Raw genomic sequence first — 19,281 nt, forward strand, 5'->3', positions numbered from 1 at the left:
GCTTTTTTATGCGTGATACTTTTATTTAAATTTTACGGTTTTAGTGGTTCGCGTGTAACTGCGAGATTCTGGCGCTGTCCATTCACCTTGTTTAAAGTAACTGGTGCTGACGATAATTTTATCGTTTGTTAATTTACTTGATGATTTTACTTTCGTGATACCTTCTTTATTACCTGTTACATCCTCAAAGGCAACAAACTCATTTTCAGCAGTGATTTCAAGTTCGCCTTGAGTATAAAACCCTGCTGTTGTGAAGTAGTAAAACACCAGTTTTTGTTTTTTATTGTCCCAAAAAATCAGTGATTCACCACCGTATGCGCCGTCATTTATAGAGTGCAGGGTGCGCAATGTTGTGCCATTTAGCGCACTTTCCCAGTGGCTTACATCAACAGCGCCATTACTAAAGGTAGATTCCCATGTGCCTAAGTAAGGTTCGAAAATTTTTAGCTTTTCGTCTAGCGCATTAACATGGCTGGCGAAGGTTTGTAGTAACAAAGCGATGCCGATAACAAGTCGTTTTTTCATTGGGTTCTCTTTCATTTTATTGTTAGTGAGTAATTCTGTGTTTATGGGTTTTTTAATAACGCAGCAAAAATTTTGTTGTTTATTAAGCTTAGTGAAAACGTGGCAAAAGAAAAGCCCTAACATTGGTTAGGGCTTTGGTATGCCTTATGGCATAAGCAAGTAATTGTTGCAGAAAATAAAGTTCTTTAAAGTGCTTTAAAACGAATAGCAACACCGCCGCCTGCGGCCATTTTTAGTCTAAGTTCGTCTTTGTGCGTAACGGTTTTACTGTAGATTGCCATTTCGTAAGGTGTATCTATCCAGTTTGCGTTTTCACCATCGCTGTATATTTGTGCCACGTACTTGCGATTTGGCTCTAGAAAATTGAGTTTGATTTTCTCAGTACGTGCATGTTCATTCGTGACCGCACCGATATACCAGTCATCAGAATGCTTATCTTGTCGCGCAAATACGATAAATTCGCCCACTTCACCAGCAATCGCTTTACTCTCTTGCCAGTCTGTCGGCACATCTTTAATAAATTGAAATGCTTCAGGCTTGGCAAGGTAATTACGTGGTAAATCGGCCGCCATTTGAATTGGGCTAAAAAGCACAACATACAGTGCTAACTGTTTTGCCAATGTGGTTTGAGGGCGATTAGTATCACTTCCTAAACCGTTAAACGATAAATCAAAGATGCCTGGCGTGAAATCCATTGGGCCTGACAGCATGCGGGTAAAAGCTAATGTTGGCACATGACTAGGTGGGTTTGGTGGTGTGCCCCATGCATTGTACTCTTGACCACGTGCACCTTCACGCGAAATCCAATTTGGATAAGTGCGGCGTAAGCCTGTGTCTTTAATGGGCTCGTGGGTATTAATGCTAATTTTATGTTTTGCAGCAAGGGTTACGTTGGCTAAGTATTCGTTCACCATAAATTGACCATCATGCCACTCGCGATGAACTTGGCCGTTTTTATCAACACGTTTAATATTACCGCCATCAGCTACATAGCCGGTTTTAACTTGGCTAACACCGTGCTTTTGGTAAAGTGCAAAAGCATCTTCCATTTGATTTGCGTAGTTGCTTACATTGCCGGATGTTTCATGGTGCCCAACAATCGCAACACCTTTTTCTGTGGCGTAGTTTGCCAACTCAGCAAAGTTAAAATCAGGGTAGGCTTGGGTAAAATTAAATACATCACCGTTGTGAAACCAATCACCATCCCAGCCAATATTCCAACCCTCTACTAAAACACCTTTAAAGCCATTTTGAGCTGCAAAATCGATGTATTCTTTAGTGAGTTTTGTGGTAGCGCCATGTTTTTCCCCGCTACCCCAAGTGTTTTCGCCAATGTGCATACCCCACCAAATACCTACGTATTTGCTTGGCTCTACCCAATCAACATTACCTAATTTGTTAGGCTCATTGAGATTTAGAATGAGGTTTGAGTTAGCTAAGCCAACAGCTGAATCACTAATTTGAATGGTGCGCCAGGGTGTTGTAAAACCGTCAGTGGTTTTAACTAACGAGCCATCACTCCATGGCGTTAAATCAGCGTTAAACTGGCCATCACGACCTTGTTTCAGTGTCATTGCAGCAAAGTCGACTAACGCCGCTTCATGAATGCTAATATGAATATTGTCATTGCGTTTAAAGGTGACTGGCGTATGCACATGACGCGCTAAATTAAGCGGTGTTTTGTTGTAAACATACTCATAGCGGTTCCATTCGCGCGCTGGGATCCACCATGATGTTGTCGTGTTTGAATCTGAAAGGTTAAATTGGGTTAATTCCTTGCTGATTTCTGCGTATTTATAACCCTGATCTTCAGCTAATTGGTAACGAAAGCCAATGCCATCATCAAATACTTTAAAGGTGACATTAAAAGTAGCGTTTTGTTGTTTAAACGTTATTGCCAATTGGTTGTGATTATCGCGCACATTGTGGCGTTCTCCCCAAGGCTGCTGCCAAGTCTCATCATGTGATGAAATGCTTGAACTTACAATCTCAGCATTATGACCAAGCGCCGTATGCTCTCGAAAAGTAAAGCCCAAGGTTGACGGCATGATGATGGTGTTTTTATTAAAAGTAACTTGGTAAGTTGGCAGTTCAGCATCATCACTGACGACAACTTTTAATTGTTGATTTGGTGAATTAACCGAAACGGTTTTCGCCTGCAGGCACGGCGCAAGTAGAAGCAGAAAAAGTGCTTTTTTCATTTTTGTATCACTTGTTGTCAATGTGGGGATAACAAGAGTAAAAGTTTGGCAAAAATGACACCAGCACTTGCAAACGTATTCATTTTTTGCGTTTGCAGTTCAGCTTTTAATATTTTTGATTGTAGATCATCCCAATTTGTACTTGTGTGGTAAACTTATTAAGTTGATGTCACTCTTGCTGAGGGTCCATTTTGGCTCATATTGTTTCAGAAAAAAACTCCAAACGTAAAGCTCATCGTATTTCTGTTCCATTATTAGTGGAGATAGATAAACACGTTTATGAAAGCAAAGATTGGTCTGTAGACGGAATTGGAATTCTAGAATGTCCTCTTGAATTAGAAGTAGAGCAAAAAATTCCAGCAAGAATAATATTTCCAATTACTGATTCGACACTTGCGATCAGTGTGACGCTGATTTGTAAAAACATGGTTAATGGTAACATTGGCTTTGCATTTGATAACTTAAGCCATAAACACAAGCGTTTACTTCGTCACTACATCGAGCAAGTTATTGAAGGCAAGTTGGAAAATGTTGAAGATCTCGTAGCAATCGCTACAGCTCCTGTTGTCGCTAGTCCAATAAACACTGCGCTCAACTTAAGTGACGTCAATACCCTGGCCTTAACGCGGCAATTTAGCTTTCGTAGTAAGTTAGTTTTGTCGTTTGCGTTGCTTTTCTTATTAGTACTGGGGTTCTCACTTTTTTACAAGATAAACTATGAAGTCAAGAGCACAGGAGTAGTACTCGGAAATACCTATGTTGTAAAAGCAAATAAGTCAGGCGTGTTAGAGTCGATGTATTTAAAGGAAGGAGCGTCGGTCGAAGAAAATGATGTTATTGCAACCATTATTGATCCTGACATTACTACTGAATTGGCAAAACTCAATAACAAAATCACTGTTTTAAAAAGTAGTAAACAAGCACTTTCAAATGAAGCTCCTGAGTCGATTGCTATAGAGCAGGGGCTGCTTGCGCCGCTAAAGCAACAAGAAAGCAGGCATTTAGCCAGTCTAGAACGAGCGCGCTTATTATTGAAAGATAATGTGCTTACCCAAAAAGACTATGATTATATTGAAAATCGCTGGTTACAATCGTTAGTCAGCTTACGAAAAGAACAGCAAAGAATTGAACGTGTTAAATTAGAGGCTGAACAAGCATTATCAAAAAGCAATTTGCTCTCGTCTCAGCGTATTACTGAACAATTATTGATCGCACAGCAAGAGCTTAGTTTATTAGAAATGCAACATAAGAGGTCGGTTACTAGCCTTGTCGCGGGTCGTTTAGTAAATACGCCTTTTAACACTGGAGCTAATGTAACTGAAAATGATGTTGTTGCAGTTGTTGAAACCAAACAAACGCCATTTTTAATAATTGTTGTACCTAATGAGCAGATGTTATCTCTTAAATTAGGGCAAAGTGCTAGGGTGTATATTCCCAAAACAAAGACCGAACTTAATGCTCATATAGTATCTTTCGGACGTCAGTCCATTCCAATGGATTTAACAGACTTTTACCCTAAAAATACAAATCAAGGCATTGTAAAGTTGACTTTTGACAGCGCTGTCTCGTTACCGCCTTTTACCCGAGCAAAAGTTTGGGTTGATACTTTTGAGATGTTTTAATGTTACAGCGTTATGGGCGTAGAGAAGGACTGATTTCACTTGTATGGCCTGCATTATTTTATCTATCAATCGCATTTGTTTTAATCGCGCTGTTGTTGCCGCATATTGCTGAGATTAAAGGCGAGGCAATTATCGTGGTGGGTGCGTTTGCCATGTGGCGATACGGCTGGCAACTAATCAATTATGTACGAGCATTTATTTATGGTCACTACTATTATCCCAAGCTAAAAGCACAAGTAGCGCAATTATCCGAGCAAGATAAATTTCCTGAGCATATCTTTTTTGTTATACCCTCATACAAAGAAGAAGCATGGGTATCAATTGAGACGTTTCAATCGATACTTTCAAACTTGTCTGATGTGCCATGTACTGCGACATTAATTGTTGCAACAGGCTCAGATGAAGACGATGCGATAATAGCGCAAACCTTTCAGGCTCACCCAGCTCACACTAAAGCCGAGCTTGTTTTCCAAAGGCAAAGTGAAGGCAAACGCATTGCCATGGGGCATGCCTTACGTGCCGTAACTAGGCGTTATAATGAAGAAGCTAATAGCGTCACTATATTTATGGATGGCGATAGTTACCTTGAAGCTGAGACGTTGCGTAACACTTTACCATTTTTCAGCTGTTTCAATGATTTGGGTGCACTTACAACCAATGAGTTAGCATATATAAATACCAAATCTAAATGGTATAAAGACTGGTTTAACTTGAAGTTTGGCCAACGCCATGTGCTATTTCAATCGCACGCACTATCTAATAAGGTATTGACGCTGACTGGGCGGTTTTCGATGTTTCGTACCAAAGCGATTTGCACGGAAGAGTTTATCGGCAAAATGGAAAATGATGTGGTCAGCCACTGGGCGCATGGCACGTTTCGATTTTTAATGGGGGATGATAAAACCAGTTGGTTTATGTTATTGAAAGACGGCTGGAATATGCTGTATTTACCCGATGTACTGGTTTACTCACTTGAGAGTCGTGATGCCTCGTTTCTTAATTTGAGCGTTAACTTACCGTTTCGCTGGTATGGTAATACGTTAAGAAATAACAATCGCACGCTGCAACTGGGTTGGAAAAAAATAGGGATATTTATTTGGTTTGCGGTACTCGATCAGCGTTTGTCGATGTGGACCTCACTGGTGGGGTTGGTTGGGGCGATTTGCCTTGCGATTAGTAAAAGTATTTTTTACTTACCGTTTTACCTCGCTTGGGTATTAATTGTAAGAACGACTCAGATGATGGTTATCGCCTATCGTGGTCACCCTGTAAGCCTGCTTACTATTCCACTAATGCTTTATAACCAGTGGGTTGGCGCATTTATTAAAATTAAAGCGTTTTACCATTTGGGCGAGCAATCATGGTCCAAAGGGAGCGAAGTGCAAAAGGCGGATCACAACCGAGTGATGATAAAGCATTGGTTTGCACCTTACTTACCAACATTTTTGTACCTACTTTCCTTTACCGTGTTTTTTGCATTTATGGCTTATGCTTATAAGTTGATTAGTTTGCCTCAAGCTTGGGCGCTTACCTCACAAGTTCCGTCAAATGTACTGCAAGCAAGTGATTTTGGTGTTACCGCGAATGATCATCGCGATGACACGGATGCATTACAAAATGCTATTTTGCAATTGCAGGAGGGGCAAAAATTAGTGTTGCCAAGCGGCACGATTAACCTTGCTAAGCCGTTACTGATCACACAATCTAATATCACAATTTCAGGAAATAACAGTCAGTTAGTAGCTGAATTTTCAGCCGACGAAAAAGAGCGTAGCGTGATTAATATTGTTGGTGGTGGTCAGTTAAATTCACTGAAGTCGATAAAGCATTTAGCGCGTTTAAGCTTTAATAGCGAAAGCGTTGGGCGATTAAAGGTCGGGCAAAGCTTATTATTTACCATGGAGAATGATGCGCAATTTCTCCATCAGATTAATAGTATTAAGTGGGCAAAAAAATACCCGAAACTAAGGCGGCAAATTAATCGAATAGAAAGTATTGAGGGTAATACGGTGACTTTAGCCTATCCGCTGGACGAGGTGTTATTAGATCGCAGAAAAATTCAAATTTATCCGTTAGACATGGTGTCTAATACTCATCTCTCAGGGTTAACTGTGCGCTACAACGTACCGCAGCAAGATATTACAGATGTGGCTTATAAGTACGAAAACATGCATAACAATCATCTCGTAAACTTAGTTAGTTTAAAGTGGACAGACCGCATCACGATGGAAAACATCAATTTGTTTGATGCTGGTAATCACCCATTAAAAATAGATGATAGTTTGGCGTGTGTTGTTGATAATGCACGCATTAAAAATGCGTGGAATAAAGGCGTTGGCGGCCGAGCATACGTACGCTTGGCGCGCTCGCACCATTGTCAGTTGACTAGCTTCACCGTGTCTGGAATTCGCCACATTGTTTTTCAGTGGGGCGCTAGTTACAACCAAATAAGCAATTTAAACACAGCGGTTGATATTAACTTCCATGGTGGTTACAGCCACCATAACCGTGTCTCTAAGGTGTATTTTACGCTTCCAAAGCAGCATCCTTGGCCAACGGTGTATCGCACGCCTAACGATGCGCATTGGGCACCACCTGATGGGCCTGGCAACGAAGTAGATCAATAAAAGAGATGAACTGTTATTGCAAAAGTTGATCTAATTGTGATGATCCCACTGTACTTTGTATGTGTTTAAGCAGCGCTAAATTATCCAGACGTGCTAAAAGTATTGCTTGTTGTGACTTTACTTTTTCAAGCGCTAAGCGGTTGAGTGTATTTTCAGGTGTATAACGTAACCCCGTTAAATCAACCTGGAGCTGCTGTACCGCTTCAAGCCTTTGAACTTCAAGCGCTTGGTGCTGGTTTAGTAAATGTTGTAATTTGCTTTGATGATAGAAAAACTGGTTTTTTAAGCTATCAACTTTTTGCATTAAACGTTCTGTAATCACTCGCTTCTGCAGTCGATAGCTATTTTTTTTCAGTGTTACGAGTTCGTCGCGAGAGGTATTAAAGTCGATAGGTATGCGAGCTTGTAGACCTATGACTGACTCTTTATCTACATTGAGCCTGCTGTCGTCTCGTTGTTCGTAAAATACTTTTACCTTAAGGTTATCAAGATACCCTGGGTGATTATCTGAGCGTGCGATCATTAGGTCTTGTATTTTTGCATCTACTGAACGTTCTAGCGCCATCTCGATGAGTTTAGAGGAAGCTTTTAGTTCTAGATTTTCAATATTATTGAGCCATATTAACCAGTCTTCAGGTATTTTTTCGATAGCAGCCTTCTGTGTATATTGCTCTAATAAAATAGATTGCTTTAATGCGAGTTCAATCTCAGAGAATTGCGATTTTGTAATTAAGGCTTGTTCAAGCTGACGTTTATTGTTTTCTTTTAAAGCGTATAGAAGTGCCGTTTGTTTTCGTTGTAACTTGCGATTAACTAGGTTTTTCATCAAATTTAGGCGATGAAATGTTGCATCGAGGGCTTTAAGTTGAATGTTGTTTTGCTGTTGTAAGTTCTCTAGCTGACTTTCTTGGCGCTTTTTTAAGTTTTCTCGATAAGATTCGTAGTAACCGTTTTCAAAAATTTCGAAGTCTATCCCAACTCTTTTATCGAAATAATCACTGTCTAAGCTTTTTTTGCCTTCAACTCTAAGATAAAGCCCTGTAAACGGAGCGTCATCATCCAATAATTCTTTTATTTTAAGGTTACTTGCATTGTTTTGCGATGCTAGTTGGGCAACTCCTTGGCGCTTAGGTGTTTGTTGATAAGACTGGTCAAACTTAATGTTCGCAAGCATTTTGAAAGGCAAGACGAGACAGAGTAGGAATAAATATTTCATTACGAATATCGCTAGTGAAGCCGTGTATGTATTGTAAACAATAACTGCAGAAGTAACAGGGAATTGTATTGGTTTTAATAAAAGATAGAGGCGAACACGAATAAAGTTATCGCCTCTGTAACACTTACTTAGCTAATGCACGCTTTAAGAAGTTAGGTGTTGCTAATGCGCCTTGGTGAATGCCTACGTTGTAGTATTCAGTATCAAATGCTGCATTTTCAACATCTTCAGCTCTGAACGCTGTGAAGTTTTCACCTTTGCGCGCCATCGTTGCTGACCATAAACCCGATGGGTAAATTGGCTGTGGGAATGGCAACGTTTGTAAATCGGCAAAACCAACCTCTAACATTGCTGCACGTGTTTCACGCAGTAATTGCTGGTGCATTAATGGTGATTCACTTTGCTGAATTAAGATACCGCCAGAACGCAGTGCTTTTAGGCAGCTAGTATAAAACGCATGGTTAAATAAACCTTCACCAGGACCTACTGGGTCAGTACCATCAACAATAATAACATCGATAGATTCTGGTGCTGCTTCAGCCATAAACTTAATGCCATCATCAAACATCACGGTTGCGCGTGGGTCGTTGTTCGACTCACATAATTCAGGGAAGTATTTCAACGACATTTCAGTTACCACTTCGTCAATGTCAATTTGATGAACGGTTTCAACACTTGGGTGTTTAAGTACTTCGCGTAATGTACCGCAATCACCACCGCCAATGATCACAACGTTCTTCGGTGCTGGGTGTGAAAACAATGCAGGGTGGCTCATCATTTCATGATAGAAAAAGTTTTCGCGTGTACTAACCATAGTGCAGCCATCAATAATCATTAAATTACCAAAGTCTGTTGTTTCATACATTTCAACAAGTTGAAAAGGCGATTGTTTTGACTCTAGTTTTTTATTGATGCGCAGTGAAAAAGCACTGCCATCACGATCACTTATTTCAGTGAACCAAGTATTAGCATCTAAATTAGACATAGTAGTTTTCACTTACCATTGTATGTTTAAAAATCGCGGCAATTTTGCCAGTGAAATGCGCGTGACTCAATTAGAAAATAAAATTATAGCCGAACAATTTAATTTTTATGGCTAGAGGCTGAAAAGCAAATTAAAATATTCTCAATTAGATGACTTTATAAAGAGATGACATTGGCTATAACAAACGCACGTGAAACTTATAATATTGCTCACTGGAGTGAAGGTTACTTTGATATTAATGAACAAGGTGAGCTGGTAGCATTTCCTGATAAGGATCAGACAAAGCAAGGTGTTTCTTTAGCGCAGTTAACTGAGCAATTTAAGGAACAAGGCTTAACCTTACCTGTGTTGGTTCGTTTTACTGATATTTTACAGTCGCGTGTTGATACGCTAGTTGGTGCGTTTGCGGATGCAAAACAAAGTCGAAATTATCAGGGCAAATACACCTGTGTTTATCCCATTAAAGTTAATCAGCAGTCGTCAGTAGTAAAAAAGCTGCTTGCTCATCAAAGCAACAAAGTAGGCCTTGAAGCAGGTTCTAAGCCTGAGCTAATGGCGATTTTAGGTGTAGCGGAGAAGCCAATTAAAATCGTTTGCAATGGCTACAAAGACAGTGAATTTTTGCGTTTAGCGTGTATTGGCCAAGCGATGGGCCATGACGTCAATATTGTTGTTGAAAAGCTCTCAGAGCTTGATGTGTTATTGCAAGAAATTGAAACTTTAGATATCGAACCTGGCATTGGTATTCGTATTCGCCTTAACTCTGTGGGTAAAGGGAAATGGCAAAATACCGGTGGTGAAAAAGGCAAATTTGGTCTTACTGCTAGCCAAGTGTTGAGCGCCATTGAGCGTTTGAAAAAAGTAGGAAAAGAGCACTTACTTACACTTGTGCATTTCCACATTGGTTCACAAATTGCGAATATTCGTGATATTCACCGTGCATTAAAAGAGTGTGCACGTCATTATGCTGAGCTTTGCCAAATGGGTGTGGCGCTTAAAACGATTGATGTCGGCGGTGGTTTAGGTGTGGATTACGAAGGCTCTGGTTCACGTAATTCGTGCTCGATGAATTACACTGTGGCGGAGTATGCGCGCAATGTTGTAAATACCTTTGCTGATACCTGTGAAGCGAATAATCTGCCGCAGCCGGACATTATTACTGAATCAGGACGTGCGCTTACAGCGCATCATGCGGTACTCATCACAGATGTTATTGATGTTGAAGAAGCACCAAAATTAAACAGTGATATTGTGCTTTCAGATAGCTCGCCTCAAGTACTGCAAGAAATGTGGCAAGCGAAACAGCGCTTAACGCCGCGGTTAGCGCTTGAAATTTACCACGATGCAATGCACTTGTTTAGCGAAGCACATGAGCAATACGTGCACGGGTTATTATCGATGACCGATTGGTCGCAAATTGAAACCTTATATTTTGATATTCTTCGTGCAGTGCGAGCACAACTAAGTATTAATGCTCGTTCGCATCGTGAGGTGATAGATGATTTAAATGAGAAGCTTGCAGATAAGTTGTTTGTTAATTTCTCATTATTCCAATCATTACCGGATGTATGGGGTATTCAACAGTTATTCCCAGTGATGCCAATTGAGCGCTTAGATGAAGCGTGTTCGCAGCGTGCGATTATTCAAGACATTACGTGTGACTCTGATGGTCAAATTCGTGAATACGTGGACGGTGCTGGTATTGAAGCAAGCTTGCCGATCCCTCCTTACAAACCTGGTGAGCAGTATCACCTTGCGATGTTTATGGTGGGGGCTTACCAAGAGATTTTAGGTGATTTACACAACCTCTTTGGTGATACAGATTCAGTGCATATTGAGCTAAATGACAATGGGTTTGCACTTACCAATGCCTTTAAGGGTGACAGTGTAAAAGACGTACTTAAGTATGTGCATTACAACGAAAGCGCGTTAAAAACTAATTACCAGAATCGTCTCGCGGCCAGTAATCTATCGAATGATTTACAGCAAGCGTATTTAGAAGAGTTAGAAGCTGGACTTAGTGGTTACACCTACTTTGAAGACTGACCAGCTGTAAGACAGGAGTCTGGCTATTTATTGCTGCGCTAAAAAAGGCTAAAATATGGCCTTTTTTAGCTTGTTCATCCAATAAATTAGATAAGTTGTGTGATGTTGTATTATTTAAGAGCCCTAATTTCATTACTGTTTTACACAGTAAACACCCTGTTTTGGTTTGTGCCTATTTTTATTGCAGGTGTACTAAAGCTATTGCCAATTAAACCATGGCAGGCAATGTGGAGCCTTGTTGCGAAATGGTGCGCGAGCCGCTGGGTTGGCACCAACAGCATAATTCAGTATATTTTTACACCGACGAAATTGGTTATTACAGGTAACCCAGAATTCACTTATAAAGACTGGTATTTGGTGGTGGCTAATCATCAATCTTGGGTCGATATACTTGTTATGCAGCGTGTATTGCATAAGAAAATCCCTTTCCTTAATTTCTTTCTTAAAAAAGAGCTGATCTATGTGCCATTTTTAGGTTTGGCATGGTGGGCGCTCGATTTCCCATTTATGAAACGAGCGAGTAAAAGCCAGCTAAAGAAAAATCCATCGCTGCGCACCAAAGATATGGAAACCACAAAAAAAGCCTGCGCTAAGTTTAAGCATGTACCGGTGAGTATTGTTAACTTTGTAGAAGGTACGCGTTTCACTAAAGTCAAGCATACTCGTCAAAAAAGTCAGTTCGATAACTTATTAAAACCTAAAGCAGGCGGCGTTGCGTTTGTTATGGAAGCAATGGGTGAGCAACTGAATAAGCTCGTAGATGTCACAATTTGTTATCCGAAAGGAACGCCAACCTTTTTTGACTACTTGGCAGGTAAAGTACCTGAAATCCGCGTACATATTGAAGTTAAACCAGTGTCGTCAAACTGGGTTGGTAACTATTCAAATGACTCTGAATTCCGCGTGCAATTTCAAAACGAACTTAACGACTTATGGCAAGATAAAGATCAGCAATTGGCTGAGTTAAAGCATACTCAAGCAGCTGAGGAAGTATCATGCTAGCCAGATTTTTACCGGGTGTGTTGCTTGCGCCAATTGTGTTTACTGTGCTTGTAGGCAATGTCGTGTTATGGGGCGCTATTGTCTTTTTGTTAGGACTATTAAAAATTGTTTTGCCGATTCAACTTATCCGTGATGTATTGCACCTTGCTTATAAAGGTTGGTGTAAGGGTAACTATTTTGGGGTCTGGCTTGCATGTGATAATTGGCAAGTTGATGTTGAAGGTGAGTTAGACGAGAGTGCTTGGTACTTACTGATTTCAAATCACCAGAGCTGGCTCGACATTATGGTATTGAGTGGCCTTGGTCGTTTGCCTGCGCCGAAATTCTTTTTAAAAGATGAGCTTAAGTGGGTGCCATTTGTTGGTGCTGGGGCATGGGCGATGGATATGCCATTTATGAAGCGCGTGAGTAAAGCCAAAGTGGCTAAAAACCCAAAACTAAAAGGTATGGATGTAGAGCGCACCAAACGTGCTTGTCGTCATTTCCGATTAAACCCAACAACCATTATTAATTTTGTTGAAGGCTCGCGATTTACTTCCGAAAAACATCAAAAACAGCGCAGCCCTTTTAAGCACTTGCTGAAGCCAAAAGCAGGGGGTATTGCCTTTGCGTTGGAAGTGCTTGGTGAGAAAATGGACGGCTTACTCAATACTAGCATTGTATATCACGGTACCTCTGAAACGATTTGCAAGGATATGCTATTTGGTAAACTCACTAAAATTCATGTCGATATCAAAGTGCAGCCGATCTCGCCAGATTTAATGGGTAATTATCAGCATGACCGCGAGTTTAGAGTTGAGTTTCAACAAAAACTCAATGATATTTGGCAAACCAAAGACCTGCAAATTGCACTGATGCAAGAGAACCCGCAGTTACCGAAAGTAACACCGGCACATTCAAGTTAATAAAGGGATTATTATGAGCAAAATAGAATCGCTATTAGCCCCGTGGCTAACGGAAGCCTTCCCTCACGTTGGCTGGTTACCAAAAGTGCTTTCTATTTGCTCCGGTATTTTACTGCTGATAGTGCTTTATTTTGTTGCTAGGCACTTAATTTTACCGAGTTTTGAAAAGCTCGCTGTCTATATTTCCCCTCATCGTTTAGGCCAACTAAAACCACTACTCACTAAATTAAATAGGCGTTTAGCTGGTTTTATTTGCTGTGTGGCATTTCTTTCAAGCTTTCATTATTTTTATCTGCCAGGCGAAGAGGCTGAGCTGTTTTATAATACGGTAGGGCAAATTCTTGCGGTGATTTACAGTGGCTTTATTTTTAGCTCACTGATCGGCATTTCTGGGGCGGCTTATAATCAGCTTAGTTTTGCCAAGGATGTGCCTATTTTGGGTATTATTCAGGTGGTAAAACTAATTACCTTTATCGTTACCTCGATTTTAGTGATTAGTGTGTTATTGGATAAATCGCCAGCCTATATTCTTTCAGGCTTTGGTGCTCTGGCAGCCATGCTACTGTTAGTATTTAAAGACACCATACTAGGGTTTGTAGCGAGCATTCAAATAGCTGCAAATCGTTTAGTAGCGGATGGCGATTGGATCCAAATAGACCAATATGGTGCCGATGGTGAAATTGAAGAGCTTGGCCTCAACACGGTTAAGGTGCGTAATTGGGATAAAACCATTACCACAGTACCAACTTATGCTTTGATTTCGCAGTCATTTAAAAATTGGCGTGGCATGCAGGAATCAGGTGGGCGTCGTATTAAGCGTGCTATTAACCTTGATTTAAACAGTATTCGCATTATTGACAATGAATTTGTCGAAGGCTTGAAAAAGCACAGTGTTATTTGTGATGTATTAGAGCAAGAGCAACTGCATGAAGCGCTTAGCAAAAGTAATGTCAGGTTATTTCGTGTTTATGCAGAAGAATATTTACGCCAACACACAGCGCTTAATCATAGCCTTACCTTAATGGTCAGAGAGCTTGCACCTAGTGCAGAAGGTTTACCTATCGAGATATATTGCTTTAGTGCAGATAAACGCTGGATCCCATATGAGCATTTACAAGCAGATATCATAGATCATTTACTGGCAACCTTGCCGCTTTTTGCATTGCGTCCTTACCAGTATATGAGCGGTCAATTTACCCGTTAATTGTTAGGCTAAGTACTTTATTGTGGTAGCTAATGCTTGCTTGTTGGCTGGCAAAAAACTCTGCGTAATTATGCTTGATGCGAGACATAATTAAACGCGGCTGAAAACTAAACCCCGAAACCTGCAAAATACAACTTTCTTGTGCCATCACAACTTCAAGGTGAAGTGGTTGTGAGACCTTTAAATTCAACATATAAAGCAAGTTGTAAACTAATAACGGCGGCACTGTGATTGAGCGCTCAGCAAGGTCTGGTGTCACAGAGACGGTTAAATCCCCAGCGTTTGCCAAGCGCTGCATATAACCCAACGCATTGAGCTCTAGTTGCAATTCCACTAAGTCTTGTTTTCCTGCTTGCAGCTTGTAGCGCAGTAGCTCTGCTAAATCTGTAATTGATTCACTTGCGCTATCAATATTTTTATCCATCAGCGCTTCGATATTGTCTAAGCATTGATAAAGAAATGCGGGCTGTACTTGTTGTGAGAGCATCTTCAAAGTGTGATGACGAATGCTCTTTTCGATACTTGTTTTCTCACGAACTGCTTGCGCACTTACATAGCCAATCGTCCAAACAAAGCTAAGAAATATATTAAATTTTGTTAATAATCTTACCAGTTGTTCGCGATCTGCAGGTTCAACATACCAAATATAACTAAGCAGCATGTTTGGTAGGTAGAGAATCGCCACTGAGATAATCACCGCACTAAGCACCACTAAAGCGCGATAGAAGCGTTGTTTTTGTAGCATACGTTTGATAAAGCGACGGGTTACAAAATGCCAGACAGACACTAACATCAGTGTGTATAGTAGCCATTCATGGGCGTACTTAATTAACTTTTCAGGCGCAATAAAAGTGACTGCTACTAATGGGAAAAACAGTATTAATGCGGTGATTATACCTTGCGCAATATAGTAATCGTTTGACTTATTCACCGCTTTTATCCTTTTTAATTGGTATTTGCAGCTCAACTCTAAACTGGTCGTTGGTTCGTTCAGAATTGATGGTGAAATTATCTCGATACAATAGTGCTAACCGTGATTCTAAATTGGTTAACCCGGTACGCGTGCCATCAGCTTGGCGAGCGCTTAAATTAATAGGGTTGCACACACTAATACAAAGCTTTTTAGCTTGCTGATGAACTGAAATGGCGATTGTGCCACCTTGGGGTATTTGCGCGATGCCATGCTTAATGGCATTTTCAATTAAGGTGAAAATACTCATGCTAGGAACTAGCATAGCCTCACAAGCATCAGGCACTGAAATATCAACGTTGAGGCGCTCCTCAAATCGCACTTTTTCAAGTTTAAGGTAATGGCGGCAAAGTAAGATCTCTTGCTTTAACGCAATACAATGACGCTTATTATCAAAGTGATGCTTAAATAACTGGCGAAATTCCAATAATAATTTTTTTGCCTCACCGACATCTTCATACAACATACCTCGAATGCTGTTTAGTGAATTAAACAAAAAGTGCGGATTTAGTTGATATTGCAGCACATCGAGTTGTTGTTGCTTAAGTTGTTCTTTTAATTTGTGTTTGTGCAAAATACCAAAGGCTTGCAAATAACACAGCATGTACAAACAATAGAGAATGCTATGCAAAAAGGCTTCAACGTAAAAGTAAAGAGGGCCAGGGGGCTTATCATAACCAGAGACGCTGGTCGTAATCGTCAAAGCCATATATGAATTGGTGTCGCTGCCCTGCACATAATCAGGATCATCTACCTGTTTTGTGCCGCCTTCAATCTTAAATAGAAAACTACCTGGAACAGAAATTGTGTGGGTGTAAGTCGCACTGATAAGGCCTGCCAATACACAAAGCACCAGACCAGCAAGGTAAGCTCTTTTACCACTGGAATATTTTTGCCTGATGTATTTGAGTGGCAAATAAATGCAGATAATTGGGATGATAATGATATGCACGCTGTAGTGTAACAAGCGAGCAGTATCTATACCCTCAATGCGTAAGGGAGCCGATTGCCAGGCAAAACTGATAAGAAGTATAAGTGAAAATAGTAATAGATTAACGCCTATTGCCACTTTATATTTTGCCAACCAATGCAAGTGTCACCTGATGTTGAGGGAAATCTGCTTGCAAAATATAGCTTTTTGGAAAAAATGGCAATAATAGTTTGAATAGCCAATTGTTTGTTAAAGGTTCTTATAAAATTTCCGATATTGGGGAAGGCCAAGTAAATCGTGGTTTTATGGTTTTTATGTTGCCTGCTTAAATAAAGCAAATATACTAATAAAAAAGTGTAAGTTGTTTTGAATAACCATCTGTAAATTCAGAAATTCTTACATTTGGCTTAGGTAAATATCGCATTTTAGGGTTTTTTTAGATTGTCTTTTTGGCTAGAATCAAACCGTATGCAACCGCAGAACAAGGACTTTTTGACACACTGTAGTAAGGCAGAATTGTGAACTTTAGACACTTAATACATTTCATAACGCTCGCGACGTTATTGTTCGCATCGCCCTTAATGGCGCATGAGCGATTAGTGGTGGCCGTTGATCATGCTCCTCCATATAGTTACACCTTAGGTGAAACACGCCCGCGCGGTTTGCTTATCGATATTATGATGCGTATTTCAAAGCAATTGAATGTGTCGTTACAGTTAACCCCTTGTCCAATTTCTCGCTGTGTAAAACTAATCAAAGCTGGTCAAGCTGATATTGGCGGTGCGTTTATTAAAACCCCTGAGCGTGAACAAGATATGGTGTTTCTTGATCCTGCTTATATGGTCTTGAATTCTCCCTTTGTATTTTATGCGCAAACTGAAACCGATATTGCTGTAAATTCCTACCAAGACTTATATGGCAAACGCATTGGTATAGTGCGTGGTGCAGCTCATTTTGCCCGTTTTGATAATGATAAAAAGCTAAATAAAGTCGCGGTACAAAGTGAACGCGTAGCGATGGATCTGTTATTAAAAGGTCGATTAGATATTGTGATTGCGGTTGAGCAGACGGCAGATCATTCCTTAAGTGTGTTAAACCAACCTTCTCATCGCTTGAAAAAACTAAATTATCGCCATGATGAGCCTATTCTTGGTTTTGCCGTGGCATCAAAACGCTCTGAAAATCAAAAACTAATCTCTCGAGTTCAAACAGCCCTACTAGAGCTTGCTAACTCTGGTGAATTAACGCAAATAGTCGATTTATATGACCTTCCGCCTGTTAATGTAAAATAACGGACCGATTCAGCGTTTATTCAGTCACATCAAATTACATTTTACAAAACTCCAAAGAAAAAGAGTAAACAATGACTTATTTCTCTCCACGTAAATTATTTAACGTTTCTATTTTAGCTGCTGCATTGGCTGCGTCTGGTTGTGCTACAACTAATGCCGAAAAAGGTGCAATGATCGGTGCTGTAACAGGGGCTGTAATTGGAAAATCAACATCAAATCATAAAAATAAACGCGCAGTAATTGGCGCTGCAGTAGGTGCAATTGCGGGTGCTGCGATTGGTGATTACATGGATCGTCAAGAAGCTGAAATGCGAGAGCAGTTATCAGGCTCAGGTGTTGAGGTAGTAAGGGAAGGTGACAACTTGCGTTTAGTTATGCCATCTAACATTACATTTGCAACGAACCAGGCGACAATTACGCCACAGTTTCACGATACTTTAAACACAATTGCTAATGTACTAAATCATTACGATAAGACCTATTTGAGCATTGAAGGCCATACCGATAGTAGCGGAAGTGAAAGCTATAACCAAACGCTGTCAGAGCGTCGTGCTCGTAGCGTACAACAGTACCTAGTAAACCAGTCGATCATGAGTGAGCGTTTATCGGTAACAGGTTATGGTGAAATGCGACCGGTGGCGAGCAATGAATAAACCCGCCGTGTAGAAGTGCAAATTGTGCCTAACCAAGCATAAGGCGTAATTACTTAAAAAGGCTTCCACATGGAAGCCTTTTTAGAACTTGTTAACTACTGCAAAAATAGACAGTCTCTAGTCTAACAAAATGTTTCACATACACTGTCAGCTTTGCAGCTGATCACCGTTACATTGTTATAACCAACGCGTTGCAACTGTTCTGCAGCAAGTGTGGCACGACCACCGGTCGCGCAGTGAAGATATATAGGGCGGTCAGCATCTTTTTCAATTTCTACCAACTTCATTTCGAGTACACCGCGTGGAATATTAATCGCACCAACGGCATTTTTAATGGCATGTTCAGCTGGTTCGCGAACATCGATTAATAATCCATTATTTTGTGCTATTTCAGCTTTTGCTTGTGCTGAATCTACTTTCTTTACATTTTCTGATGCGAGCTTAATAAGATCGGGAATTGTCTTTAGCATGCTTAATCCTCCAAGCCAAATTTACGCAAAATGGTCATCATAGGACACCATTTAGTAAACGCTGATTGTAATAAATTTATAGCAATAAATAGCGTGAAGAACACCCAATTTGGGTGCACAAAGTGTGTGAGTAATAGCGATACAATTAGCATTACGCCAGCAATTAATCTTAGTGCGTCATTAACTTTCATATAGAAAACCTAACTTAAAGTAGAACTTGTTATTAAATATATTAGTAAAACCTAAATTAGTAAACTCTAATATTAGACTTTTCTAATATAACGACATATACTTTACTCAATTTTGAGAATATTGAATTGATGCCTATGATGTTAGATATGGAAAAAATGCTTGAAAATGCGGCAGATGCAGAGCAATTTTTAAAGTTGATGGCAAATAAAAATCGCTTAATGATTTTATGTACGTTGAATCAAGGTGAACTCAGTGTCACTGAACTCAACCAGATTATTCCGTTAGCACAATCAGCATTGTCTCAACATTTGGCAAGCTTGCGTAAATCGAAGCTAGTTGAAACGCGCCGTGAAGCACAAACTATTTATTATCGTATTGTTGATCAACGTGTCAGTGCCATGTTAAACGCTTTGTACGATATGTTTTGTCAATCAGAGTAA

The 19,281-nt window shown here is 40.2% G+C and carries 17 protein-coding genes; 9 read left to right on the top strand and 8 right to left on the bottom strand.

Features of this window, described 5'->3' with window-relative positions; genetic code table 11:
- Positions 1 to 21: 21 nt before the first annotated feature.
- Positions 22 to 525: a hypothetical protein gene (locus tag ON073_RS15065; RefSeq protein ID WP_274762705.1), complete on the bottom strand. Its 504-nt coding sequence runs from the start codon at positions 523 to 525 to the stop codon at positions 22 to 24.
- 185 nt (positions 526 to 710) lie between these two features.
- Entirely contained in the window at positions 711 to 2,726 is a 2,016-nt protein-coding gene (locus ON073_RS15070; protein ID WP_274762706.1) for a glycoside hydrolase family 97 protein, read from the bottom strand.
- A 191-nt stretch (positions 2,727 to 2,917) separates the two neighbouring features.
- Between ON073_RS15070 and ON073_RS15075 the strand changes: the two genes are divergently transcribed.
- Together ON073_RS15075 and ON073_RS15080 are read left to right on the top strand one after the other, a co-directional pair.
- Complete coding sequence (locus tag ON073_RS15075; protein ID WP_274762707.1) at positions 2,918 to 4,348, top strand: HlyD family efflux transporter periplasmic adaptor subunit; 1,431 nt, start codon at positions 2,918 to 2,920, stop codon at positions 4,346 to 4,348.
- Entirely contained in the window at positions 4,348 to 6,975 is a 2,628-nt protein-coding gene (locus tag ON073_RS15080; RefSeq protein WP_274762709.1) for a glycosyltransferase, read from the top strand. Before ON073_RS15075 ends, ON073_RS15080 begins: the two co-directional genes overlap by 1 nt.
- A 13-nt stretch (positions 6,976 to 6,988) precedes the next feature.
- Here the strand turns inward: ON073_RS15080 and ON073_RS15085 are convergent, their stop codons facing one another.
- Positions 6,989 to 8,149 (bottom strand): hypothetical protein, encoded by a 1,161-nt coding sequence (locus ON073_RS15085; RefSeq protein WP_274762710.1) that lies wholly within the window; start codon positions 8,147 to 8,149, stop codon positions 6,989 to 6,991.
- 166 nt (positions 8,150 to 8,315) lie between these two features.
- Positions 8,316 to 9,176, bottom strand: coding sequence for a polyamine aminopropyltransferase (speE, locus tag ON073_RS15090; protein ID WP_274762711.1), 861 nt, complete (start codon positions 9,174 to 9,176; stop codon positions 8,316 to 8,318).
- Between the two features lie 165 nt (positions 9,177 to 9,341).
- On the opposite strand from speE, the gene speA reads away from it, so the two are divergent.
- The 4 genes from speA (at position 9,342) to ON073_RS15110 (ending at position 14,333) form a co-directional block, all read left to right on the top strand.
- The gene (speA, locus tag ON073_RS15095) at positions 9,342 to 11,222 is read left to right on the top strand and encodes a biosynthetic arginine decarboxylase (RefSeq protein ID WP_274762712.1); all 1,881 of its coding nucleotides are present in this window, start codon (positions 9,342 to 9,344) and stop codon (positions 11,220 to 11,222) included.
- A gap of 102 nt (positions 11,223 to 11,324) precedes the next feature.
- Positions 11,325 to 12,224: an acyltransferase gene (locus ON073_RS15100; protein WP_446728536.1), complete on the top strand. Its 900-nt coding sequence runs from the start codon at positions 11,325 to 11,327 to the stop codon at positions 12,222 to 12,224.
- Positions 12,218 to 13,129: an acyltransferase gene (locus ON073_RS15105; RefSeq protein WP_274762714.1), complete on the top strand. Its 912-nt coding sequence runs from the start codon at positions 12,218 to 12,220 to the stop codon at positions 13,127 to 13,129. Before ON073_RS15100 ends, ON073_RS15105 begins: the two co-directional genes overlap by 7 nt.
- Positions 13,130 to 13,142: 13 nt before the next feature.
- Positions 13,143 to 14,333, top strand: a complete 1,191-nt coding sequence (locus ON073_RS15110; protein ID WP_274762715.1) for a mechanosensitive ion channel family protein — start codon at positions 13,143 to 13,145, stop codon at positions 14,331 to 14,333.
- Here the strand turns inward: ON073_RS15110 and ON073_RS15115 are convergent.
- Together ON073_RS15115 and ON073_RS15120 are read right to left on the bottom strand one after the other, a co-directional pair.
- Positions 14,323 to 15,264 carry a histidine kinase gene (locus tag ON073_RS15115; protein WP_274762716.1) on the bottom strand — a complete coding sequence of 314 codons (942 nt, stop codon included), beginning with the start codon at positions 15,262 to 15,264 and terminating at the stop codon, positions 14,323 to 14,325. The genes ON073_RS15110 and ON073_RS15115 overlap by 11 nt on opposite strands.
- Complete coding sequence (locus tag ON073_RS15120) at positions 15,257 to 16,396, bottom strand: sensor histidine kinase (RefSeq protein WP_274762717.1); 1,140 nt, start codon at positions 16,394 to 16,396, stop codon at positions 15,257 to 15,259. Before ON073_RS15120 ends, ON073_RS15115 begins: the two co-directional genes overlap by 8 nt.
- Positions 16,397 to 16,752: 356 nt before the next feature.
- Between ON073_RS15120 and ON073_RS15125 the strand changes: the two genes are divergently transcribed.
- Positions 16,753 to 17,526, top strand: coding sequence for a substrate-binding periplasmic protein (locus ON073_RS15125; protein WP_274762719.1), 774 nt, complete (start codon positions 16,753 to 16,755; stop codon positions 17,524 to 17,526).
- A gap of 71 nt (positions 17,527 to 17,597) precedes the next feature.
- Positions 17,598 to 18,179 (top strand): OmpA family protein, encoded by a 582-nt coding sequence (locus ON073_RS15130; RefSeq protein WP_274762720.1) that lies wholly within the window; start codon positions 17,598 to 17,600, stop codon positions 18,177 to 18,179.
- Between the two features lie 122 nt (positions 18,180 to 18,301).
- Here the strand turns inward: ON073_RS15130 and ON073_RS15135 are convergent, their stop codons facing one another.
- Positions 18,302 to 18,649, bottom strand: coding sequence for a rhodanese-like domain-containing protein (locus ON073_RS15135; RefSeq protein ID WP_274762722.1), 348 nt, complete (start codon positions 18,647 to 18,649; stop codon positions 18,302 to 18,304).
- 2 nt (positions 18,650 to 18,651) lie between these two features.
- On the bottom strand, positions 18,652 to 18,840 hold the full coding sequence (locus ON073_RS15140) for a YgaP family membrane protein (RefSeq protein WP_274762723.1): 189 nt from the start codon (positions 18,838 to 18,840) through the stop codon (positions 18,652 to 18,654).
- Positions 18,841 to 18,975: 135 nt separating this feature from the next.
- On the opposite strand from ON073_RS15140, the gene ON073_RS15145 reads away from it, so the two are divergent.
- Positions 18,976 to 19,281 (top strand): ArsR/SmtB family transcription factor, encoded by a 306-nt coding sequence (locus tag ON073_RS15145; RefSeq protein ID WP_274762724.1) that lies wholly within the window; start codon positions 18,976 to 18,978, stop codon positions 19,279 to 19,281.

The organism is Pseudoalteromonas sp. G4, from assembly GCF_028875915.1.
Lineage (GTDB): Bacteria > Pseudomonadota > Gammaproteobacteria > Enterobacterales > Alteromonadaceae > Pseudoalteromonas.